General features: G+C 64.3%; 18 protein-coding genes. 7 read left to right on the top strand and 11 right to left on the bottom strand.

The genetic code is table 11. From position 1 onward, the window contains the following. Positions 1-27: 27 nt before the first annotated feature. Positions 28-678 (bottom strand): GTP cyclohydrolase II, encoded by a 651-nt coding sequence (gene ribA / locus LJ655_RS21665; RefSeq protein ID WP_230563327.1) that lies wholly within the window; start codon positions 676-678, stop codon positions 28-30. 193 nt (positions 679-871) lie between these two features. On the opposite strand from ribA, the gene LJ655_RS21660 reads away from it, so the two are divergent. Next, the gene (locus LJ655_RS21660) at positions 872-1,315 is read left to right on the top strand and encodes a CBS domain-containing protein (RefSeq protein ID WP_230563264.1); all 444 of its coding nucleotides are present in this window, start codon (positions 872-874) and stop codon (positions 1,313-1,315) included. A 197-nt stretch (positions 1,316-1,512) separates the two neighbouring features. Here the strand turns inward: LJ655_RS21660 and LJ655_RS21655 are convergent, their stop codons facing one another. Next, positions 1,513-1,854: a DUF4148 domain-containing protein gene (locus LJ655_RS21655; protein ID WP_230563263.1), complete on the bottom strand. Its 342-nt coding sequence runs from the start codon at positions 1,852-1,854 to the stop codon at positions 1,513-1,515. A 313-nt stretch (positions 1,855-2,167) separates the two neighbouring features. Beyond that, on the bottom strand, positions 2,168-2,788 hold the full coding sequence (locus LJ655_RS21650) for a DNA-3-methyladenine glycosylase (RefSeq protein WP_230563262.1): 621 nt from the start codon (positions 2,786-2,788) through the stop codon (positions 2,168-2,170). A 295-nt stretch (positions 2,789-3,083) separates the two neighbouring features. On the opposite strand from LJ655_RS21650, the gene LJ655_RS21645 reads away from it, so the two are divergent. Beyond that, positions 3,084-3,443, top strand: a complete 360-nt coding sequence (locus LJ655_RS21645; protein ID WP_230563261.1) for a BON domain-containing protein — start codon at positions 3,084-3,086, stop codon at positions 3,441-3,443. A 262-nt stretch (positions 3,444-3,705) separates the two neighbouring features. Here the strand turns inward: LJ655_RS21645 and LJ655_RS21640 are convergent, their stop codons facing one another. Beyond that, positions 3,706-4,599: a LysR substrate-binding domain-containing protein gene (locus LJ655_RS21640; RefSeq protein WP_230563260.1), complete on the bottom strand. Its 894-nt coding sequence runs from the start codon at positions 4,597-4,599 to the stop codon at positions 3,706-3,708. Between the two features lie 246 nt (positions 4,600-4,845). On the opposite strand from LJ655_RS21640, the gene LJ655_RS21635 reads away from it, so the two are divergent. From LJ655_RS21635 to LJ655_RS21625, 3 genes are all read left to right on the top strand, one after another. Beyond that, positions 4,846-5,667 carry a transporter substrate-binding domain-containing protein gene (locus LJ655_RS21635; RefSeq protein ID WP_230563259.1) on the top strand — a complete coding sequence of 274 codons (822 nt, stop codon included), beginning with the start codon at positions 4,846-4,848 and terminating at the stop codon, positions 5,665-5,667. Positions 5,668-5,729: 62 nt separating this feature from the next. Beyond that, positions 5,730-6,494, top strand: coding sequence for an amino acid ABC transporter permease (locus tag LJ655_RS21630; RefSeq protein ID WP_230563258.1), 765 nt, complete (start codon positions 5,730-5,732; stop codon positions 6,492-6,494). A 2-nt stretch (positions 6,495-6,496) separates the two neighbouring features. Next, positions 6,497-7,153 (top strand): amino acid ABC transporter permease, encoded by a 657-nt coding sequence (locus tag LJ655_RS21625; RefSeq protein ID WP_230563257.1) that lies wholly within the window; start codon positions 6,497-6,499, stop codon positions 7,151-7,153. Between the two features lie 44 nt (positions 7,154-7,197). Here the strand turns inward: LJ655_RS21625 and LJ655_RS21620 are convergent, their stop codons facing one another. From LJ655_RS21620 to LJ655_RS21610, 3 genes are all read right to left on the bottom strand, one after another. Continuing rightward, positions 7,198-8,241 carry a YncE family protein gene (locus LJ655_RS21620; protein WP_425605827.1) on the bottom strand — a complete coding sequence of 348 codons (1,044 nt, stop codon included), beginning with the start codon at positions 8,239-8,241 and terminating at the stop codon, positions 7,198-7,200. Then, on the bottom strand, positions 8,238-9,479 hold the full coding sequence (locus LJ655_RS21615; protein WP_230563256.1) for an MFS transporter: 1,242 nt from the start codon (positions 9,477-9,479) through the stop codon (positions 8,238-8,240). Before LJ655_RS21615 ends, LJ655_RS21620 begins: the two co-directional genes overlap by 4 nt. Before the next feature lie 123 nt (positions 9,480-9,602). Beyond that, positions 9,603-10,460, bottom strand: coding sequence for an oxidoreductase (locus LJ655_RS21610; RefSeq protein WP_230563255.1), 858 nt, complete (start codon positions 10,458-10,460; stop codon positions 9,603-9,605). A 117-nt stretch (positions 10,461-10,577) separates the two neighbouring features. Here LJ655_RS21610 and LJ655_RS21605 point away from each other — a divergent pair, with 117 nt between their 5' ends. Further along, complete coding sequence (locus tag LJ655_RS21605; RefSeq protein ID WP_230563254.1) at positions 10,578-11,531, top strand: LysR family transcriptional regulator; 954 nt, start codon at positions 10,578-10,580, stop codon at positions 11,529-11,531. 125 nt (positions 11,532-11,656) lie between these two features. Here LJ655_RS21605 and LJ655_RS21600 read toward each other — a convergent pair whose 3' ends face one another. Genes LJ655_RS21600 through LJ655_RS21590 form a run of 3 tightly spaced genes read right to left on the bottom strand, consistent with a single transcriptional unit; the run spans position 11,657 to position 15,688 of the window. After that, entirely contained in the window at positions 11,657-12,961 is a 1,305-nt protein-coding gene (locus LJ655_RS21600) for a c-type cytochrome (RefSeq protein WP_230563253.1), read from the bottom strand. Positions 12,962-12,978: 17 nt separating this feature from the next. After that, positions 12,979-15,231, bottom strand: a complete 2,253-nt coding sequence (locus tag LJ655_RS21595) for a xanthine dehydrogenase family protein molybdopterin-binding subunit (protein ID WP_230563252.1) — start codon at positions 15,229-15,231, stop codon at positions 12,979-12,981. Position 15,232: 1 nt separating this feature from the next. Further along, a complete protein-coding gene (locus LJ655_RS21590) occupies positions 15,233-15,688 on the bottom strand; it encodes a (2Fe-2S)-binding protein (protein ID WP_230563251.1) in 456 nt (151 codons plus the stop codon). A gap of 353 nt (positions 15,689-16,041) precedes the next feature. Here LJ655_RS21590 and LJ655_RS21585 point away from each other — a divergent pair, with 353 nt between their 5' ends. Beyond that, on the top strand, positions 16,042-16,440 hold the full coding sequence (locus tag LJ655_RS21585; protein WP_230563250.1) for a hypothetical protein: 399 nt from the start codon (positions 16,042-16,044) through the stop codon (positions 16,438-16,440). A 161-nt stretch (positions 16,441-16,601) separates the two neighbouring features. Here LJ655_RS21585 and LJ655_RS21580 read toward each other — a convergent pair whose 3' ends face one another. After that, positions 16,602-17,549: a peptidoglycan DD-metalloendopeptidase family protein gene (locus LJ655_RS21580; RefSeq protein WP_230563249.1), complete on the bottom strand. Its 948-nt coding sequence runs from the start codon at positions 17,547-17,549 to the stop codon at positions 16,602-16,604. Between the last annotated feature and the right edge of the window lie 417 nt (positions 17,550-17,966).

Genomic DNA, 17,966 nt, shown 5'->3' with positions numbered 1-17,966 from the left:
GAGACGCCGGGCCAGGCCGTAAGACCGTCACTCGTTCTCGTCGAAGTAGTGCCCGAACTTCAACTGTTTGGTGCGGATATAACGCTCGTTTTCCTCGCGCGTGGGAATCGCGAGCGCCACGCGCTCGCACACCGGAATGCCGTGCTTCGACAGCGTGTGGAATTTTTCCGGATTGTTGCTCATCAGCCGCACCGATGTGACCTTCAGCGTGCGCAGGATGCCCGCGGCCGAATCGTATTCACGTGAATCGTCGGGCAGGCCGAGATCGAGATTGGCTTCGACGGTATCGCGCCCCTGCTCTTGCAGCGCATACGCGCGAATCTTGTTCGACAGGCCGATGCCGCGTCCTTCGTGCCCGCGCAGATAGAGCAGCACACCGCACCCCTCGGCCGCGATATAGCGCAGCGCGAGATCGAGCTGCTCGCCGCAGTCGCAGCGATAGGAGCCAAGCACGTCGCCCGTCAGACATTCCGAGTGCAGGCGCGTCAACACGGACGACTGGTTGGCGACATCGCCCATGACCAGCGCGAGATGTTCGGCGCCGCTGTCGACCACGCGAAACACAAAGGAAGTAAACGTGCCGTAGCGCGTGGGAAGCGTTGCGGTGGCGTCGAGAACGACGCATTCGCCGGTGACGGCGCCGCTCGCTGCGGGCGATGGATCCTGAGACGTGAGCATGGCGTTGAACAATGGTGCTGGCATGAACCCGGTCGAGCCGGGGATTAAGGTTTGGATTGCGAGTTTACCGCTAATCCGCATGCCGGGCATTCCTGGTGTACCGCGAGCGCATGGCGCGCCTATACTGGAATCGCCTGTCCCCCCACGACAGTGCGCCATTTCGGCGTGCTGCACTGCGAAACGGAGCCGCTCAATGACAACCGTTGCACAGCTTCTTAAAACGAAACCGAACCCCTCCGATGTCTATACGATCGGCGCCGACGATTCCGTCTACGAGGCGATCCGGATGATGGCCGAGAAGGCCATCGGCGCGCTGGTGGTGACGGACGGCGACAGCATCGCGGGCATCGTCACGGAGCGCGACTATGCGCGCAAGGTGGTGCTGATGGACCGGTCGTCGAAGGCGACGCCTGTGCGCGACATCATGAGCAAGGCGGTGCGCTTCGTGCGCCCGGACCAGACGATCGAAGACTGCATGGCGCTGATGACCGAGCGGCGCATGCGCCACCTGCCGGTCATCGAGAACGGCCGGCTGGTCGGCATGGTGTCGATCGGGGACCTCGTGAAAAGCATCATCGCGGAACAGCAGTTCACTATCCAGCAACTCGAGTTCTACATTACCGGCGAACGGCCCTGAGATCCGCAGTGGACATAAAAAGAGCCCAAACTTCGAAGAGCTTGGGCCAAGCTACCTTGCGGCAGCGGAGGTTCCTTCAGAGAGAGGAACGCAGCGTGCGCATGCATTGATGCGGCGCGCCGGATTGATCACCACCTGGTGTGAAGCGCTGTGCGCCGCCGAAAGCGGTGCACAGCATTGCGCCATGTGCATGGCAATCAGTTGCCGAAATACACGCTTTTCTGACCCGTTATCGGCTGCGCCATGCCGCCCGCCTGGGTCGATCCGCTCATTGGCGCGCCATAACCGCTCGTGTCGGCGGTCGGCTGAGTCTGCGCGACCGCCGGATTTTGCGCTTGCAAGCGCTGCTCGGCGGCCTGGATATCGGCCGGGTAATTCGTGTCGTTCGATGTCGCCGGGTTATAGCCCGCATGCTCCAGTTGAATCAGTTCGTTGCGGACTTCGGCGCGGGTGACCGGCTGCTGGCTCGCCTGCGCGAACGATGCGACCGGTGCTGCGAGAACCGCTGCAATAGCGACTGCCTTGATCAGCGATTTCATGATGATTTCCCTCCAATGTGGTTTTGTCGGCATCGCCGCCACGATGATGCGCAGCGATTGAAATCCAGTCTAGTCACCACCCTGACAAGGGAAAACCCTTAATTTCGAGATATAAAATTGTGCGGCTCGCAACAATCCACCGGAATAACGGTGAACTGACTCAGAATGTGCGTTCTTCTGGTTAACAATTATCGGGATCGCAGCCTTTGCGTCTGATGTTTCCCAAAATACATCTGATGTGAGAAGAATCCGTCCCGCCAGCTGGCCGAACCGCCTGAAGTGATGTGCCCGCCCCGCGGCGAGGTCATGCGCCTCAATGCGGAATCGTCAAAAGCTTGCGCGGCCCGCTGACGAACGCGCTGCCCGGCTCGAAAAATCGCAACGGCCGATGCATTTCCCGCGACAGACCGATGCGCGTCGTCACGCCGATCGGCGCCTCGCCGGTCTCGATCACGCCGATCCACAACCCCCGTCCCGTGCACAGATCGTGGCCGTCGAAGGCCTGGCCGATACCGAACGCCACGGTCAGCCGGCCGGGTCCGCGCGCGAGATCGCGCAACGGCACGCCGGGGCGGCGCGCTTCCATCTGCGGGAGTCCTTCGAGCGGTTCGATCGCGCGCAGCAGAATGCCGGCGCCGACCTCCTCCGCTTCCGCCGAGATGTTCAGCATGTACGAGACGCCGTACGTCAGTCGCACGTAGGCGTGACCGCGCGCGAGGAACATCGACCCATTGTGCGCACGGCGCCCGACGAACGCATGGCTCGTCGAGTCTCCGAGCGGATACGCCTCGGTCTCGACGATGCGTCCGCTCAGACGCCCTTCGGGCAGATCGTGCACGAGGTATTTGCCGACCATGAAGCGCGCGAGCTCGACAGTGTCGACCGGCAGATCGTTGCGGCGTAACGGGCGGATGGGAAGAGGCGCGCTTGGCATGCGTGGGATGTCCTGAATCCTGTCTTGCAACCTGTCCTGGAATCGACGGCCGCCGCGATGGCGCGGCCACCCTGCACGCACGCCCTCGCCGGGTTGCGTTCAGCCTGTCCGTTGTACCAAAGCCTCACTTTTATTGCCATTCAGGGCGACATGGCACTAATTGTTGTATCGTTGCAACCGGCTGGTCTCACGGCCGGTTGCATGGTCCATTCGCATTGAATCCCGCTGTACCCGCTGGTGAAAATATCGCCCCCATCCCGGGGGCCACGTTTCTACGACAACAGGAGATGGTTGAATGAAAGCATTCCCCACAATCAAGATGATCGGTGGTGCGTTGATCGTTCTCGCTTCGCTCAACGCGTACGCGCAAAGCAGCGATGCGGCCGCGACCGCCGCGCCGGCTGCAACGACGAGCGCCAAGCAGACTCGTGCGGCCAACCGCGCGCTGCAGAAGAAGGTCCGCGCCACGCTCGCGCGCACGAAAGGCCTGACGGTCGGCAACATCATCGTTCGCGCACGCGAGGGCGTGGTCACGCTGGAAGGCTCGGTGCCGGAACAGGCTCAGATCGAACTGGCAACGAACGCCGCACAAGCCGTGGCAGGCGTGACCTCGGTGAAAAGCGCGCTGACGATCCGCGCGATCGGCGGCCAGTAAGCCGGCCAACCTGCCGAAGAAGTTGCGGTAAAAGCAGCAAGCTGGCGTCGGCGGCGCATACCGCACCGCGACGCCAGCACACGATCCGATCCGGCACTCGATACCCTTGCCTCGCAGCGCGGCATTCGAGTCGCGCCAACCGGCGGTCCCCCAGTGCCCACTGGACCGCAACCCCCAGGTTTCCCCCCACCGTCTTGCCCCGCTAGACCCTCGTCGTGCCGTTCGTCGCCTGAGCGGTGCCCGGTGCCGCCTGCGCGCTGCCTCACTCTTCCCAATGCTCGATCATCCAGTCGCGAAACAGATTCAGCTTCTGCTGTTGCGAGACTGAGTCCGGATACACGAAGTAATAGCGCCAGCCGGTCTTCAGCACCGTATCGAACGGACGCACGAGGCGCCGGGCCGCGACGTCCTCGTCGATCAGCGCGAGGTCGCTGATCGCGACGCCGAAGCCCTGTGCGGCGGCGTTGGTCGCCATGTCGAGCGTATCGAAGCTCGGGCCGAGTTCGGCGTCGATCGTGGCGGCGCCGGCTGCGTCGGCTTCCGCCACTTTCGCGAGCCACATCTTCCAGTCGCGATGATCGCGCGTCGGATGCAGCAGCGTGTGGCGCGCGAGGTCGGCCACTTGCGCGAGCGGCTTGTCCTTCAGCAGTTCGGGCGTGCAGACCGGCGTCAGACGCTCCTCGAACAGTGACACCGCCTGTACATCCGCACCCGGCGACGACCCATAGATGATCGCCGCGTCGAACGGCTCGCTCTGGAAATCGACGTCGTGCTGCCAGGTGGTCGTGATCTGCACATGGAGATCGGGATATTCGGACTGGAAGCGCATGATCTTCGGCAACATCCAGCGCATCACGCAGGTCGGCACCTTCAGCGCGAGATCGGTGCGCTGGCGCGTGAGGCGCAGCGACATTTCCTCGATGCGCGCGAAGCTCTCCTTGACGGCGGGCAACAGCATTTCGCCCTCGGCGGTCAGCGTCAGTCCTTTCGCGTGGCGCTTGAACAGCGGGAACTTGTAGTACGCCTCGAGCGCGATGATCTGCCGGCTGACCGCCCCTTGCGTCAGGCATAAGTGGTCGGCGGCACGCGTGAAGCTGCGATGGCGCGCGACGGTTTCAAAAATCTGCAGCGCGTTGAGCGGCGGTAGGCGTCGCATTGGATGTCCACGATCAGAAAAAATCATTGCAGGGCGGTGGCGGCGCCCTTCGCGGCCCTGACCACAGGCTGCCCGCCATGAGCGCACCTCATGCCATCCATGCGCATATTTCCATTGTTGCGTGTTTTTGGCAAACCTACAGTGCATCCACGCGCGGTATCTCCGGCTGCGGCCAGGGGGAACCTTGTGCGACCGGCGTTCAGGCTTCGCTTCGATTACGACCGCTTTTCGACAAAGGAAAACATGATGAACCAGCGTTCCGCTCTCCAATCGACCCGCCGGGTCTTCGCGACGCTCACCGCGACGCTCGCGATGACCGCGCTCGGCGCGCTCGCCGCGCTGCCGTCGGCCGCCCATGCCGACGCGCTCGACGACATCGCGAAGTCCGGCACCGTGCGCATCGGCGTGTTCGAGGACTATCCGCCGTTCGGCTCGATCGGCCCGGACATGAAGCCGGTCGGCTACGACATCGACGTCGCCAATCTGATCGGCAAGGCGCTGAACGCGAAGGTCGAGCTGGTGCCGGTCACGGGCGACAACCGGATGGCCTTCCTCGCCGACCACAAGGCCGACATGCTGCTGTCGGTCGGGCAGACCCCGGAGCGCGAAAAAGTCATCGACTTCTCGCAACCGTACGCGCCGTACTACCTCGCGGTGTTCGGCCCGAAGTCGCTGCAGGTGAAAAGCGCCGCCGACCTCGCCGGAAAGTCGATCTCGGTCGCGCGTGGCACGCTCGAAGACCTGAGCGTGACGAAAATCGCGCCGCCCTCCGCGAACATCAAGCGCTTCGACGATCCGAACGGCGCAATTTCGGCGTTTCTTTCTGGTCAGGTACAGTTGATGGTGGTCGGCAACGACGTCGGCGCGACGATTCTCGCGCGGCATCCGGCGAACGATCCGGAGCAGAAATTCGCGCTGTTCAGCTCGCCCGATCACGTCGGTCTGAACAAGAACGAGCCGCGCCTGAAGGCGAAGGTCGACGAAACGATTGCCAGGGCCCGCAAGGACGGCACGATGAACGCGATTTCGCAGAAGTGGCTGCGCGCGCCGTTGCCGGCCGATCTTTAACCCCTGTCGCGTGGTCCCTCGAAGACCGCGCCGCAACCTGATCCTGCGATGGGCACGAGGCCATGACCTACGCGTTCGATTTCAGCGGCTTCGGCCTTTATGCGGGGATGCTCGCGCGCGGCGCCGCCGTGACACTTGGGCTCACTGCCGTCTCGACGCTGGCGGGCGGGCTTGTCGGTATCGCCGGCGCGAGCATCGCGGCGGCCGGGCCGAAGTGGGCGCGCTGGCTGGTGGCGAGCTACGTCGAGCTGATCCGCAACACGCCGTTTCTCGTGCAGCTGTTCTTCGTGTTCTTCGGCCTGCCGAGCCTCGGCATTCATATCGATGAGATCCAGGCCGCGATTCTCGCGATGACCGTCAATCTCGGCGCGTACGCGACCGAGATCGTGCGCGCCGGCATCGATTCGATTTCGCGCGGCCAGGTGCAGGCCGCCCAGGCGCTCGGCTTGCATGGCCGCCAGGTGTTCCGCTACGTCGTGCTGCCGCAGGCGCTCGCCAACGTGTTTCCCGCGCTGCTCGGCCAGGTGCTGATCGTGATGCTCGGCTCGGCCGTCGTGTCGCAGATCTCGGTGCCCGACCTGACCTATGCGGCGAACTTCATCCAGTCGCGCAACTTCCGCTCGTTCGAGAGCTACGTGATCATCACGGCGACCTATCTGCTGATGTCGATCGTGTTGCGGCAATTGCTGAACCGTTTCGGCCGCGGCCTGTTCGCGGGCCGCGCCGCGCGCGGTAACAGCAGCAGTAGCGGCAACGACGGCTTGCCGCGCAACTGGCGCGCTCGCCTGATGTGGCGCGGCGCACGTACCCTGCCGACGGAGCGCTGATCATGGTCGAATTCACGCTGTGGGACATCGCCCGCAATCTGCTGCTCGCCGCGCGCTGGACGGTGTTGCTGTCGGCGATCGCGTTCGGCGGGGGCGGGGTGGTTGGGCTCGTGCTGCTCGCGATGCGGGTGTCGCCGATCGCGTGGTTGCGGCGCATCGTCGTGCTGTACGTCGAGGTGTTTCAGGGCACGCCGCTCCTGATGCAGCTTTTTCTTGCGTTCTTCGGCTTGCCGCTGCTTGGTATCGACGTGTCGCCGTGGGCGGCCGCGACCGTCACGCTGACGCTCTACACGAGCGCGTATCTGGTGGACATCTGGCGCGGCTGCGTCGAAGCGGTGCCGCGCGGCCAGTGGGCGGCGGGCGCGAGCCTCGGCATGACGTTCGGCCAGCAGTTGCGGTATATCGTCTGGCCGCAGGCGCTCAAGATCGCGGTCGCGCCGACCGTCGGTTTCCTCGTGCAGGTGGTCAAGAGCACCGCGCTCGCGTCGATCATCGGCTTCACCGAACTGACGAAGACCGGCACGATGATCACGAATGCCGCGTTCAGGCCGTTTCCGATCTACGGCATGGTCGCGATGATCTACTTCGCGATGTGTTTTCCGCTCACCTGGTATGCGCGCGTGCTCGAAAAGCGGCACAAGGTGGGACAGCATCGGTGAGGCGCCAACGAGACCCCAATGCGCGCACCGCCAGGCGCCAGAACTCATCGGGGCGCCATGATGCGCAGCACAGGACGCCCGTCGACGTCCTTCAGCGGGAACCACGACCGATGCGTCTGCGCATCGACAGTCACAACGTGCGCGTTCGGCCCGACCCGGCCGTCGCCGATCTTCCTCACGCCGGGCGCCCCCACGCTGAACATCGACACGACGCCCGCCTCGCCGGCCACGTATGCCATGCGTAAGGCGGGATCGAACGCGAGCACGTCAGGAGCGCCCCCGACGTCGAACGCTCCGACGATCTTCATCGCGCGCATGTCGAGTACCAGCAGGCGATCGTTGTCCTCGCAGGCAATCAACGCGATGCGTGATTCCGGGACGATCAGCAGTCCGTGATTGCCCTTCGCGCCCGGCAGATCCGTGCGGGATACGACAGTGTTGGTGGCCGGGTCTATCTCCGCCAGTTGCCGCCGGGTCTGCACGTTGACGAAGATGTGTCGAGTAACCGGGTCATATTGCGAATTGCCAACTTCACCGTCGAGCGGAATCGTCGCAATGCGGCGGTTGCCCGGAACATCGATCACTGTCTCCGTCTTTCCGGTCTCGTCCGATACGAAGAGTCTGCGCGCATCGGGCGCATATGCCATGCCGTCCGGATAGATGCCGCCAGGCGTCCGGGCAGTGATTCTCAGGGTGTGCTCGTCGATCGCCACAACCTCGTTTGTACCAGTTGCCGACGCAAACACGCGGGACAGTTCGGGGACCGCCAACACGCCATGCACGGCGGAGATGCCAGGTATGCTCGCGACGACGCGCGATGCGAGTGTGTCAAATACGATGACTTCGCTGTCTCCCAGATGCGCGATGAACAGCAGATGCCTGCCAGGGTCATAGCTTTCATAGTCGAATCGTGACGCTCGACCTGGCAGCGGCACATCTTCAACGTGCTTCAGTGGCAGATTGCCGGTTGCTGCCTCATCCAATCCTTGCGCGATAGAGGCGGCACCACTCCCGGCTGCAAGCGCGAGCGCGAATAACATGCCGATGAGTGGCGCAAAGAAGCGATGGCCTGCGCGTCCGCGTTTCACGATGATCCTCCGTCCGGCCTGATACGACGGAACGCCGCGAGCACCGCGAGATCGTAGGCAATCTTGAGCATGCCGCACGCTACCAGTGGCGCGCCGAGCCATCCGGCTCCGAGCATCCCGCCGGCGATCGTTGGCGCAATCGCCGCCGCAAGGCTACGCGGTACCGCCGTAAAGCTCGCGGCGGCCGGTCGTTCGGGCGGTGTCACGACGGCCATCACGTAAGCGCTACGGGTCGGCACATCGAGCTGCGACAACGCACTGCGAAAAAGCAACAACATCAGGGTCAGTGGCAGCGAGGACGTGAAGGCGGCAGCGATCAGGCACACGCTCGATGGAATATGGGTGAACACCATCGTGTTGAGCAGGCCGATCCTGCGAGCAATCGGTGCAGCGGCCAGTTGCGACCCGGCACTGAGCAGCCCCGACCAGAAAAAGAACTGCCCTGCTGTAGCGAGAGAAAAGCCAAAGCGCTGGATAAGCCACAGCGTCAGCAGCGAGTTCACGAGCAGGCCACCTGCAAACGCGTCGACGCTGAACAGCAGCGCGAGGCGTATGACGATCCCGCGCGACGGTCCGAGCGGCGCTCTGGCCGCCGCAGTGTGCGGCTCACGCTTCGGCAGGCGGAGGTAGAGCAGGAATACCGCGAAGCCCGTTATCGCGTATGCGACGAACATCCCGCGCATGGCGAGGAGCCCCGGGACTTTGGCATGCGCCGCAATCCAGTCCGGAAGCGCCGCTAGCAGAGCGCCCAGTGCTGCCGAGAGCCCACCCGCGAGGCTGTAGCGGGCGAACAGTGCGGTTCGGGCGTCGCCCTTCGCAGATTCGGCGAGGCGTGCGTGCTCGAGCGGCAGAAACAGGCTGACGTCACCCGAGCTCGGATTGAGCGTGCCGACGAACGCGACCAGGAGCAATGGCCATAGTGACGACAGCGATCCAAACGCAAGACCGGTTGCTGCCATCAGGGCGGCAGCGAAGAGCAGCAGCGCACGCTGCGGGTAACGGCTACCCAACAGGCCGACAACGATCGTCGCAACTGCCGAGCCGAGCAGTGTGGCGGTGCCGATCAGGCCGACCGTGAGTTTCCCGAAACCGAGCGCGAGAAGATAGGCTGGCAGCAGTACGGCGACGAAGCCATCGCAAATCCCGCGCAGGCTCCTGGCTGCAAGCAGCAGCCACGCACTCCGGTCCACGCCCGGAGGCGGGAACAGGATTGAAAGTGGCGCCCTGGCAGGAGTCATGGCAGTACCCGGGTATTCGCCTCGACGTTACACCACGGGCGCGCATCGTGCCTGGGTACGTCGGGCCGACGCGCGAGATTGCAGCGGCACCCCAAGTTCCCGTTTCCATCGCACCTTCGCGACTCAGACGGCAAAGTCCGTTGACGCTGACAATGCTTTCCACGTTTCCGTCTCCGCCATCACGTAAGCATTCTTGTCCGCGATCGCTTTCAGCGCGTCGCTGCCGAGCGGTAGACGCAGCGGCGGTTTTTGCGCGTCAGCGAGGGTGACGAGCGCTGTCGCGAGCTTTTCGGGATCTCCGGGCTGATTGTGATTCAGCCCGACGGCCACGCGGCGTACCTTGCCCGAGGTCTCGTCATAGTCGTCGATGATCTCCTTGCCGACCACGAGCGACGACCCATCGAGAAAATCAGTGCGGAAGTAGCCCGGTTCGATGACGGTCGCATGAATGCCAAGCGGCTTGAGCTCTGCGTGGAGTGCTTCCGTGATGCCTTCGACCGCGAACTTCGTCGAGCTGTACACGCCGAACCCCGCCGCCGCGCGATAACCGCCAAGCGACGACAAGTTCATCACGTGCCCTGAGCGCTGCTTGCGCATGACCGGCAACACTGCCCGCGTTACGTTCAGCAAACCAAAGACGTTGGTGTCGTACATGCGGCGCACGTCCGCGTCGCTCGACTCCTCCACTGCGGCAAGCAGGCCGAACCCGGCGTTGTTGACCAGCACGTCGATGCGGCCGAATTTTTCGATGGCCGCGGCGACCGACGCTCTCGCCTGCGCCTCGTCGGTTACGTCGAGCGTGACCGGCAGCAGCGCGGGCGACACGCCGAGACGCTCCACGATCGCGGCGACGTTGCGTCCCGCGGCGACGACTGCATTGCCGTCTGCCAGCGCGGCTTGCGCGATCAGCGCGCCGAGTCCGCGCGATGCGCCCGTAATGAACCAGACGCGCTTGTACTGCTGTTCCGTGACGTTGCTCATGATCCGCTCCTGCGTTTGGGGTGAAGGTGAACGAAGGATATGGCGGGAGATTCGCTCGCACTAGCCGTCGTTTGCTAGACTGATAATCAACTTTTATTTGCGAATCGGGAGCTGCCGATGAACGAGGTTCGAGCGATTTCGATCTTTGCCCGTGCCGCGACGCTCGGCAATCTGCGCAAGGCGGCCGTCGATCAGGGCATCTCGCCGCAGGCGGCCAGTCATGCGGTCATGCAATTGGAAAAGTCACTGGGCGTGCGGCTGTTTCACCGGACAACCCGCAAGCTGAGCCTGACGGAAGAAGGACAACGGCTGCTGCAAGGCGTGGAGCCCGCGCTGACCATGCTGTCGGCGGCGATCGACGACGCTCGCCGCTCAAAAGAGGAAGTCGCGGGCCCGCTGCGGGTCAGCGCGCCGACAGCGCTCGGGCGAGCGGTGCTTTGGCCGCCCATCCTCGAATTCGCGACGCTCTATCCCGAGGTCCAGTTGGATGTGCGATTCGACGATCACTTCACCGACCTCATCAGCGATCGCGCGGATGTCGGCTTCCGCGGAGGATCGCCCCCTTCCGAGGGCGCGATTGCCCGCCGTCTGCTGCCCATCCAACTGATCGTTTGCGCGTCGCCGGCCTACATCGAGCGGTGCGGCGTGCCGAAGACGATCGACGAACTCGACGCTCATCGTTGCACCGGTTACCGGCGCGCGAACACGGGCAAGCAGGCACCGTGGGAGTTTCTGATCGGCAGCGAAATCGTATATCGCGAGATTGCGGCATCGCTGTGCGCAAACGATGCCGACGCGGAAACGGAAGCAGTCCTGGCCGGTCTCGCGATCGGTCAGCTTGGCGGCTTTTCGGCGGTTTCCCATATCCGCGCCGGGCGGCTCGTACCGCTACTCACGCAACACATGACCGAGCGCGAGTCGATTTACATCTACTACCGTCATCGAACGGAGCAACCTCTGCGCGTGAGAACCTTCATCGACTTCATGATCGCGCGGCTCGCGGACAACAGTGAATTCTTCCTCGAGGCGCCTGAACTGCGCGCTACACCGGGCGCGAAGCGAGCGCGCTGAACGCTGTCCGAATGCAGCATTCGTTCGCGCTCACGAACGCCGATCCGATAGAAGAAGAACCAAAAAGACCGCAACCGCGAGTCACACGCTTGCCGCTTCCGCATTTCACACCGCCTGTCCGACGCTCAACGCCCCGCCTGCGTCGACTGACGCAGCTTCGCCACCTCCGCCACACCGACCGCCGGTGCGCCGTTGTTCCAGCCCGCGCGCACGAAACTCAGCACGTCGGCGATCTGCTGGTCGTCGAGCACCGCCGCGAAGCCCGGCATCGGGAACGGCGACGGCACGCCGTTGATCACGATGTCACCGGTGCCGTTCAGCGTGACGTTGATTAGCGACGACGCGTTCTTCGCGAGCACGTTCGGATTGCCCGCGAGCGGCGCGAGCATCGGCGCGAAACCGCGTCCGTCGACCCCGTGACAGTGCATGCAATACGCGGTGTAGACGCGAGCGCCGGCATCGTTCGCGGGTCGATCGAGCGACACTTTGGTGGCCTGCGGATCGTACGTATAGGGCTGCGCTGCGTTGCCGCCCGCCGGCGGCAGCGACTTCAGATACGCCGAAATCGCCGCAACGTCCTGATCGCTCATGGCTTGCGTGCTGTTGTTGATCACGCTCGTCATCGCGCCGAATGCCGACGCATGGCGATTTGCGCCAGTCTTCAGGAACGTGCGCACATCCTCGTCACTCCAGCGCCCGAGCCCGGCGTTGTGCTCGCCGGTCAGATTCGACGCGAACCAGTCGTCGAGCAGCGCACCGCTCAGGAATCCGCTGCCGCTTTCGTCGAGCGCGACTTCCTGGAACGCGACGCCGCGCGGTGTATGGCACGACCCGCAATGCCCGAGCCCTTGCACCAGATACGCGCCGCGATTCCACGCTGCGTCCTTGCCCGGCTTGTCGCGATACGCGCCTTTGTCAAGAAAAGCCATGTTCCAGAGCATCAGCGGCCAGCGCATGTTCAACGGCCATTTGATGTCGGACTCGCGATTGGCCTGCTGCACCGGTGCGACGCCGTGCATGAAGAACGCGTACAGCGCCTTCACGTCGTCGTCGTTGACCTTCGCGTAGGACGGATACGGCATTGCCGGATAAAGATTGTGGCCGTCTTTCGCAACGCCCTCGCGCAACGCTCGTGCGAAGTCCGCTTCCGTGTAGCCGCCGATGCCGGTCTGCGCGTCGGGCGTGATGTTGGTCACGTAGATGCGGCCCATCGGCGTGCTCATCGGCAAGCCGCCTGCGAATGGTTTGCCTTTCGGTGCTGTGTGGCAGGCAGCACAATCGCCAAGTTGAGCGAGATAGGCGCCGCGTTGCACGAGCGTTTGATCGACGGCAGGATTGGCCGCCGCGCTTGCCGCCCTGGCAGGCACCTGCGCGAGAAACGGCAATGCGACGCACAACGCCGCGCCGAGACCCTTCAGCATTTTTTTCATGTCGGGCTCCTTTCGCGTCACGCGCTGCGCAGTTGACGGCCAACCGGCAATTGCCGCAGCCGCTTGCCGGTCGCCGCATAGATCGCGTTGGTCAGCGCGGGCGCGAGCGCCGCGGTCCCCGGCTCGCCGATGCCGCCGGGCGCCTCGCCGCTCTTCACGAGATGCACCTCGATCGGCGGCGTCTGGTTGATACGCAGCATCCGGTAGTCGGTGAAGTTGTTCTGCTCGACGCGGCCATCCTTGATCGTGATCTCGCTATAGAGCGCCCCGGTGATGCCAAAGATGATGCCGCCCTGCACCTGCGCCTCGATCGTGTTCGGATTGACGAACATCCCGCAATCGACCGCGCAGTTGACGCGCTTGACCGTCACCTCGCCCTCTTCGACCGCGACTTCGACGACGATCGCGAAGAAGCTGCCGAACGCATGCATCACCGAGACGCCGCGCCCCTGTCCCTTGGGTAGCGCGCTGCCCCAGTTGCCGGCTTGCGCGGCCACGTTCAGCACGTTCAGCGCGCGCGGCGATTTGCCGAGCAGGTCGCGCCGGTACTGCACCGGATCGGCTTTCGCGTGCGCGGCGAGTTCGTCGATGAAGCTCTCGACCACGAACGTACCGCGCGTCGCGCCGACGCCGCGCCAGAAGGCGGTGGGCACCGCGTGCGGCTCCACGCGCACGTAGTCGACCAGTTGGTTCGGCAGGTCATACGGCAAATCGGCGGCGACTTCGACGGCGTCCGGGTCGATGCCGTTTTTGAACGCGGGCGGCGCGAAGCGTGCCAGGATCGACGAACCGGCGATGCGATGCTGCCACGCGACCGGCTTGCCGTTCGCGTCGAGGCCGGCCGAGATCGTGTCGTAGTAGTACGGCCGGTACATGTCGTGCTGGATGTCTTCCTCGCGCGTCCACAGCACCTTGACCGGCTTCGCCACCTGTTTGCCGACCTTCACGGCCTGCGTGACCATGTCGGTTTCGAGCCGCCGCCCGAAGCCGCCGCCGATCAGATGGTTGTGCACGATGATCTTGTCGGCCGGCAGGCCCGTGACCGCCACCGCCGCATCGACGACGCGCGTCGGCACCTGCGAGCCGAGCCAGATTTCGCACGCGTCGGCGCGCACGTGGACCGTGGCGTTGACCGGCTCCATCGTCGCGTGCGCGAGGAACGGCTGCTGATAGACCGCGTCGATGCGTGACTTCGCCGCGCCGAACGCGCGAGCGACGTCGCCCTCCTTGCGCGCGACCGCGCCGCCGTGTTGCGAGGCCGCCGCCAGATCATCGACGATGCGCTTCATCGACACCTGCGCGCCCGCACCTTCGTTCCATTTGATGTCGAGCGCCTGCAGGCCGCGCTTGGCGGCCCACGTGTGGTCGCCGATCACCGCGACCGCGTTGTCGAGCTTGATGATCTCGCGCACGCCGGGGATCGTCTTCGCATGCGTGTCGTCGACGCTCGCGAGCGTGCCGCCGAACACCGGACAATTCGCGATCGCCGCGTAGACCATGCCGGGCACGCGCACGTCGAGCCCGAACCTCGCGGTACCGTCGACTTTCTCGGGCGAATCCAGACGCTTTGCCGGCGTGCCGATCAGCTTGAAATCCTTCGGGTCCTTCAGCGGCACGTTCTGCGGCGCGGGCAGCGCGGCCGCCGCCTGCGCGAGCTGACCATAGCTGGCGCTGCGATGGCTGGCCGCGTGAAGCACCTGACCGGCCTGCGCATGACAACTCGCCGGATCGACCTGCCACTGCTGCGCGGCCGCGTTGATCAGCATCACCCTCGCGGTCGCGCCCGCACGGCGCATCGGCTCCCACGCAAAGCGGATCGACGTCGAGCCGCCCGTCAACTGCCCGCCGAGCAGCGGGTCCATGAAAAGTTTTTCGTTCGGTGGAGCATGATCGATCGTGACCGCGTCGAGCGGCACTTCGAGCTCCTCCGCGATCAGCATCGGAATCGACGTGTAGACCCCCTGGCCCATCTCGACCTTCGGGATCACCAGCGTGACCTTGCCGGCGGTGTCGATCTGGATGAACGCGTTCGGCGCGAACACGCCGCTTTGCGGCGACTCGTTGGCATCGCCGCCGATCACGCTGCTGCCGGCTTTCCGATCCTGGCTCGCGGCCGGCATGCTGAAGCCGAGCAGCAGACCACCACCGGCCGCGGCGCCGACCGTCACGCCGAATTTGAGGAAGCTGCGCCGCGAAATGCCGTGCGCATGCTGCCCGCGGGTGTCCGACAGTTGCGCGCCGTTGCGCGCATCGAGCAATCCCTGGGACATGTCAGGCCCCCTTCGCGGCTTGCTTGATCGCCGCGCGCACACGGTGGTAGGTCCCGCAGCGGCAGATGTTGCCCGCCATCGCGGCATCGATGTCCGCGTCGCTCGGATTGGGATTGCCCGCGAGCAGCGAGGCTGCCGACATCACCTGCCCCGACTGACAGTAACCGCACTGCACGACGTCGAGCTCACGCCAGGCCTGCTGCACTTTCTGGCCCGCGGGCGTGGCGCCGACCGCCTCGATCGTGACGATCTTGCGCTCGCCGACCGCCGCGGCCGGCAACACGCACGAGCGCACCGCAACGCCATCGAGATGCACGGTGCAGGCGCCGCATTGCGCGATGCCACAGCCGAACTTGGTGCCGGTCAACCCGACGAGATCGCGCAGCACCCACAGCAGGGGCATGTCGGGCGGGGCGTCGACGGTATGGGTTTCGCCGTTGATATTGAACGTTGTCATGAGCGGCTCCGGTGGAGTTTGGTGGTCACCCGGTTTAGATCGCGACGCCGCACCAGACCGCGAACGGTTACCGGTTTTGTTCGACATGTCGCGCTAATACGCAATGAATAACGACTGCGGCGGTGAGGTCGTCGCTAGAAAACCGGCTGATTGTAGTCCGGACAAAAGAAGTTCGCTGTGAAGACGCCGGCGGCATGTTGAGGGTCATGCGCGTTGCATCGCATGTCTGGATAGGACCGATGCGTTACCATCGGCGGATCAACCCGTTCGCTTGATCGCGTGAGCGCTGCACCGCACTGTGTCCTGTTGCGATGCGCGATACTGTCGAGTCACCTCAGCCGCAGGAGCCGCAGATGAACGACCCGCAATGCACACAATTCCTCTCGGACATTCGCCGACCGTTGCTTGCGCTGCACAAGGCGATTCTCGATCACGAACGCGCCGCGTACGAAAAGGAGTTCGGCCCGGTGACGCCTGCGGCATTCCTGCAGGTACTGATCAACGGCTCGGGGTTTCGCTGGCTGACGCCGCTCTCGACGGTGATCACGAGCGTCGACGAAACGCTCGACGACGCGGAAGCCGATGCCGGCGACCGTCTCGCGACCGCCGAGGCCGTGATCGGCCTGTTCTCGTCCGATCAGCCGAACAACGGTTTTCTGCCGCATTATTTGCCGCTGTTGCAGGCTGACCCGGCAATCCTTCACTACCACGGCGAGGTAACGCGCCTGCTGCGCAGTGTGCAATCGACGTAAAGGGCAATTCGTTCGGAGCGTGGCGGCGGCGTGCGCTGCCGCGCCGGCTCCTCAATTTCAATACCATTGCAGGATGGCCGCGAATCGGCAATGCGCGGCCGGTCAGATCACCTGGCTTTGCCGAGTAACTTCAAGGTGAGCTTTTTCAGGAACGCGGAAGTTCAGCCGCGCTCCCGTGGCAGATAAGGCAGCGGATCGACTGGCTTGCCGTCACGCCGTACTTCGAAGCCGACCGAGACACGCGAGTTGCTCTCGTCGCCCATCTCCGCGATCTGCTGTCCCTTCCGGACGATGTCGCCCATCTTGACCAGCAGCTTGCGGTTATGCGAATACGCGGTCAGAAAATCCTTGTTGTGCTGCACGATGATCAGGCTGCCATAGCCGTTAAGTCCGGTGCCCGCGTACATCACCTTGCCATCGGCGGCGGCTCGCACCGGATCGCCCGCTTTGCCACCGATCTCGATGCCGCGCGTTTCGCCCGGCTGGAACGCTTCGACGACGCTGCCCGCGGCAGGCCACGCGAGCGTCACGCTGCTCGCATGCCGGCGGGTTTCCGACGTGACTTCGCGAACTTCGGTGGCATCGGGAGCCGGTGTGGCGGGTTGAGCCGAAGCTTGCGGCGACGTCTGCGCCGAAGCTTGTGAAGACGCCTGCGCCGCGGATTGTGCCGCGGCCTTCGCGGCCGCTGCCGCGTTGGCCTGTTTCACTGCGCGCACCGTCTCCGGCGAAGCGACGTGCAGGACCTGCCCCGGCTTCAACCGCGCCGACGCCTTCAACCCGTTCCATGCCTGCAACTGCTTGACGCTCACGTGATGATGCTGCGCCACCCGCGCCAGCGTGTCGCCGCGCCTGACGCGATACACGAGCGGTGGCGATTTTTTCAGCGGTGCGTTGTCGCTGGCGTCGATCGACTGCGGCGCGGCGGCTGATGGATCGCCAGCCACCGGAGGCGCGGCGTTCACCGCCGGCACGCCGGACGCCGCGGCGGCGCCGGCTGCCATGTCGTCCTGCGGAGCCGGTTGCGCGACGTTCGCACAACCACTGACTGCCAGCGCCACCCATACGCCGGCGAGACCGGCCAATATCGTTCTGTCGAAACGTGTTCTCATGCTGTTCGACTCCTGCTGTGTGGAGATGCGAGCCGGCTGCCGCGATGCCGCTCGCGATGCGCGCGGTCTGTGCCGCGCGGCCTTGTCAGTGACACGGCGAGACCGCCTCGTTTGGCGCTCATTCCGTGTACTGCTTGTCGATCAATGATCTGGCGGGATTGTAGAGTCACATTTAATAAAAACGCCCCGCCCCACACACTCTGATACAGATATAACGGCATGAAACGCTTTGCGCTTTAGGGGCATATAGATACGTTCGTTTCCTGACCGATATTCTCCGGCCGGCAGATGCTTTTTGCGGCCATACGAATCAAGGACTTACCAGTCCGGTTCGGGACGCTCGTCGTCGGGCGCTGCTGCACTTTCCGGGCTCGCGCGGCGGGGCGAGATGATGAGGTGGCCGAAACGCCTGTGACG

This window comes from Paraburkholderia translucens, from assembly GCF_020881035.1.
Classification (GTDB): Bacteria; Pseudomonadota; Gammaproteobacteria; order Burkholderiales; family Burkholderiaceae; genus Paraburkholderia; species Paraburkholderia translucens.
Note: the sequence above shows the minus strand (reverse complement) of the source record. Positions and strands in the feature narration are given on the sequence as shown.

Bases quoted from the DNA above. Each gene is read 5' to 3' on its own strand.
- ribA (WP_230563327.1), bottom strand. From the start codon at position 678: ATGCTCACGTCTCAGGATCCATCGCCCGCAGCGAGCGGCGCCGTCACC.
- LJ655_RS21660 (WP_230563264.1), top strand. From the start codon at position 872: ATGACAACCGTTGCACAGCTTCTTAAAACGAAACCGAACCCCTCCGAT.
- LJ655_RS21655 (WP_230563263.1), bottom strand. From the start codon at position 1,854: ATGAAATCGCTGATCAAGGCAGTCGCTATTGCAGCGGTTCTCGCAGCA.
- LJ655_RS21650 (WP_230563262.1), bottom strand. From the start codon at position 2,788: ATGCCAAGCGCGCCTCTTCCCATCCGCCCGTTACGCCGCAACGATCTG.
- LJ655_RS21645 (WP_230563261.1), top strand. From the start codon at position 3,084: ATGAAAGCATTCCCCACAATCAAGATGATCGGTGGTGCGTTGATCGTT.
- LJ655_RS21640 (WP_230563260.1), bottom strand. From the start codon at position 4,599: ATGCGACGCCTACCGCCGCTCAACGCGCTGCAGATTTTTGAAACCGTC.
- LJ655_RS21635 (WP_230563259.1), top strand. From the start codon at position 4,846: ATGAACCAGCGTTCCGCTCTCCAATCGACCCGCCGGGTCTTCGCGACG.
- LJ655_RS21630 (WP_230563258.1), top strand. From the start codon at position 5,730: ATGACCTACGCGTTCGATTTCAGCGGCTTCGGCCTTTATGCGGGGATG.
- LJ655_RS21625 (WP_230563257.1), top strand. From the start codon at position 6,497: ATGGTCGAATTCACGCTGTGGGACATCGCCCGCAATCTGCTGCTCGCC.
- LJ655_RS21615 (WP_230563256.1), bottom strand. From the start codon at position 9,479: ATGACTCCTGCCAGGGCGCCACTTTCAATCCTGTTCCCGCCTCCGGGC.
- LJ655_RS21610 (WP_230563255.1), bottom strand. From the start codon at position 10,460: ATGAGCAACGTCACGGAACAGCAGTACAAGCGCGTCTGGTTCATTACG.
- LJ655_RS21605 (WP_230563254.1), top strand. From the start codon at position 10,578: ATGAACGAGGTTCGAGCGATTTCGATCTTTGCCCGTGCCGCGACGCTC.
- LJ655_RS21600 (WP_230563253.1), bottom strand. From the start codon at position 12,961: ATGAAAAAAATGCTGAAGGGTCTCGGCGCGGCGTTGTGCGTCGCATTG.
- LJ655_RS21595 (WP_230563252.1), bottom strand. From the start codon at position 15,231: ATGTCCCAGGGATTGCTCGATGCGCGCAACGGCGCGCAACTGTCGGAC.
- LJ655_RS21590 (WP_230563251.1), bottom strand. From the start codon at position 15,688: ATGACAACGTTCAATATCAACGGCGAAACCCATACCGTCGACGCCCCG.
- LJ655_RS21585 (WP_230563250.1), top strand. From the start codon at position 16,042: ATGAACGACCCGCAATGCACACAATTCCTCTCGGACATTCGCCGACCG.
- LJ655_RS21580 (WP_230563249.1), bottom strand. From the start codon at position 17,549: ATGAGAACACGTTTCGACAGAACGATATTGGCCGGTCTCGCCGGCGTA.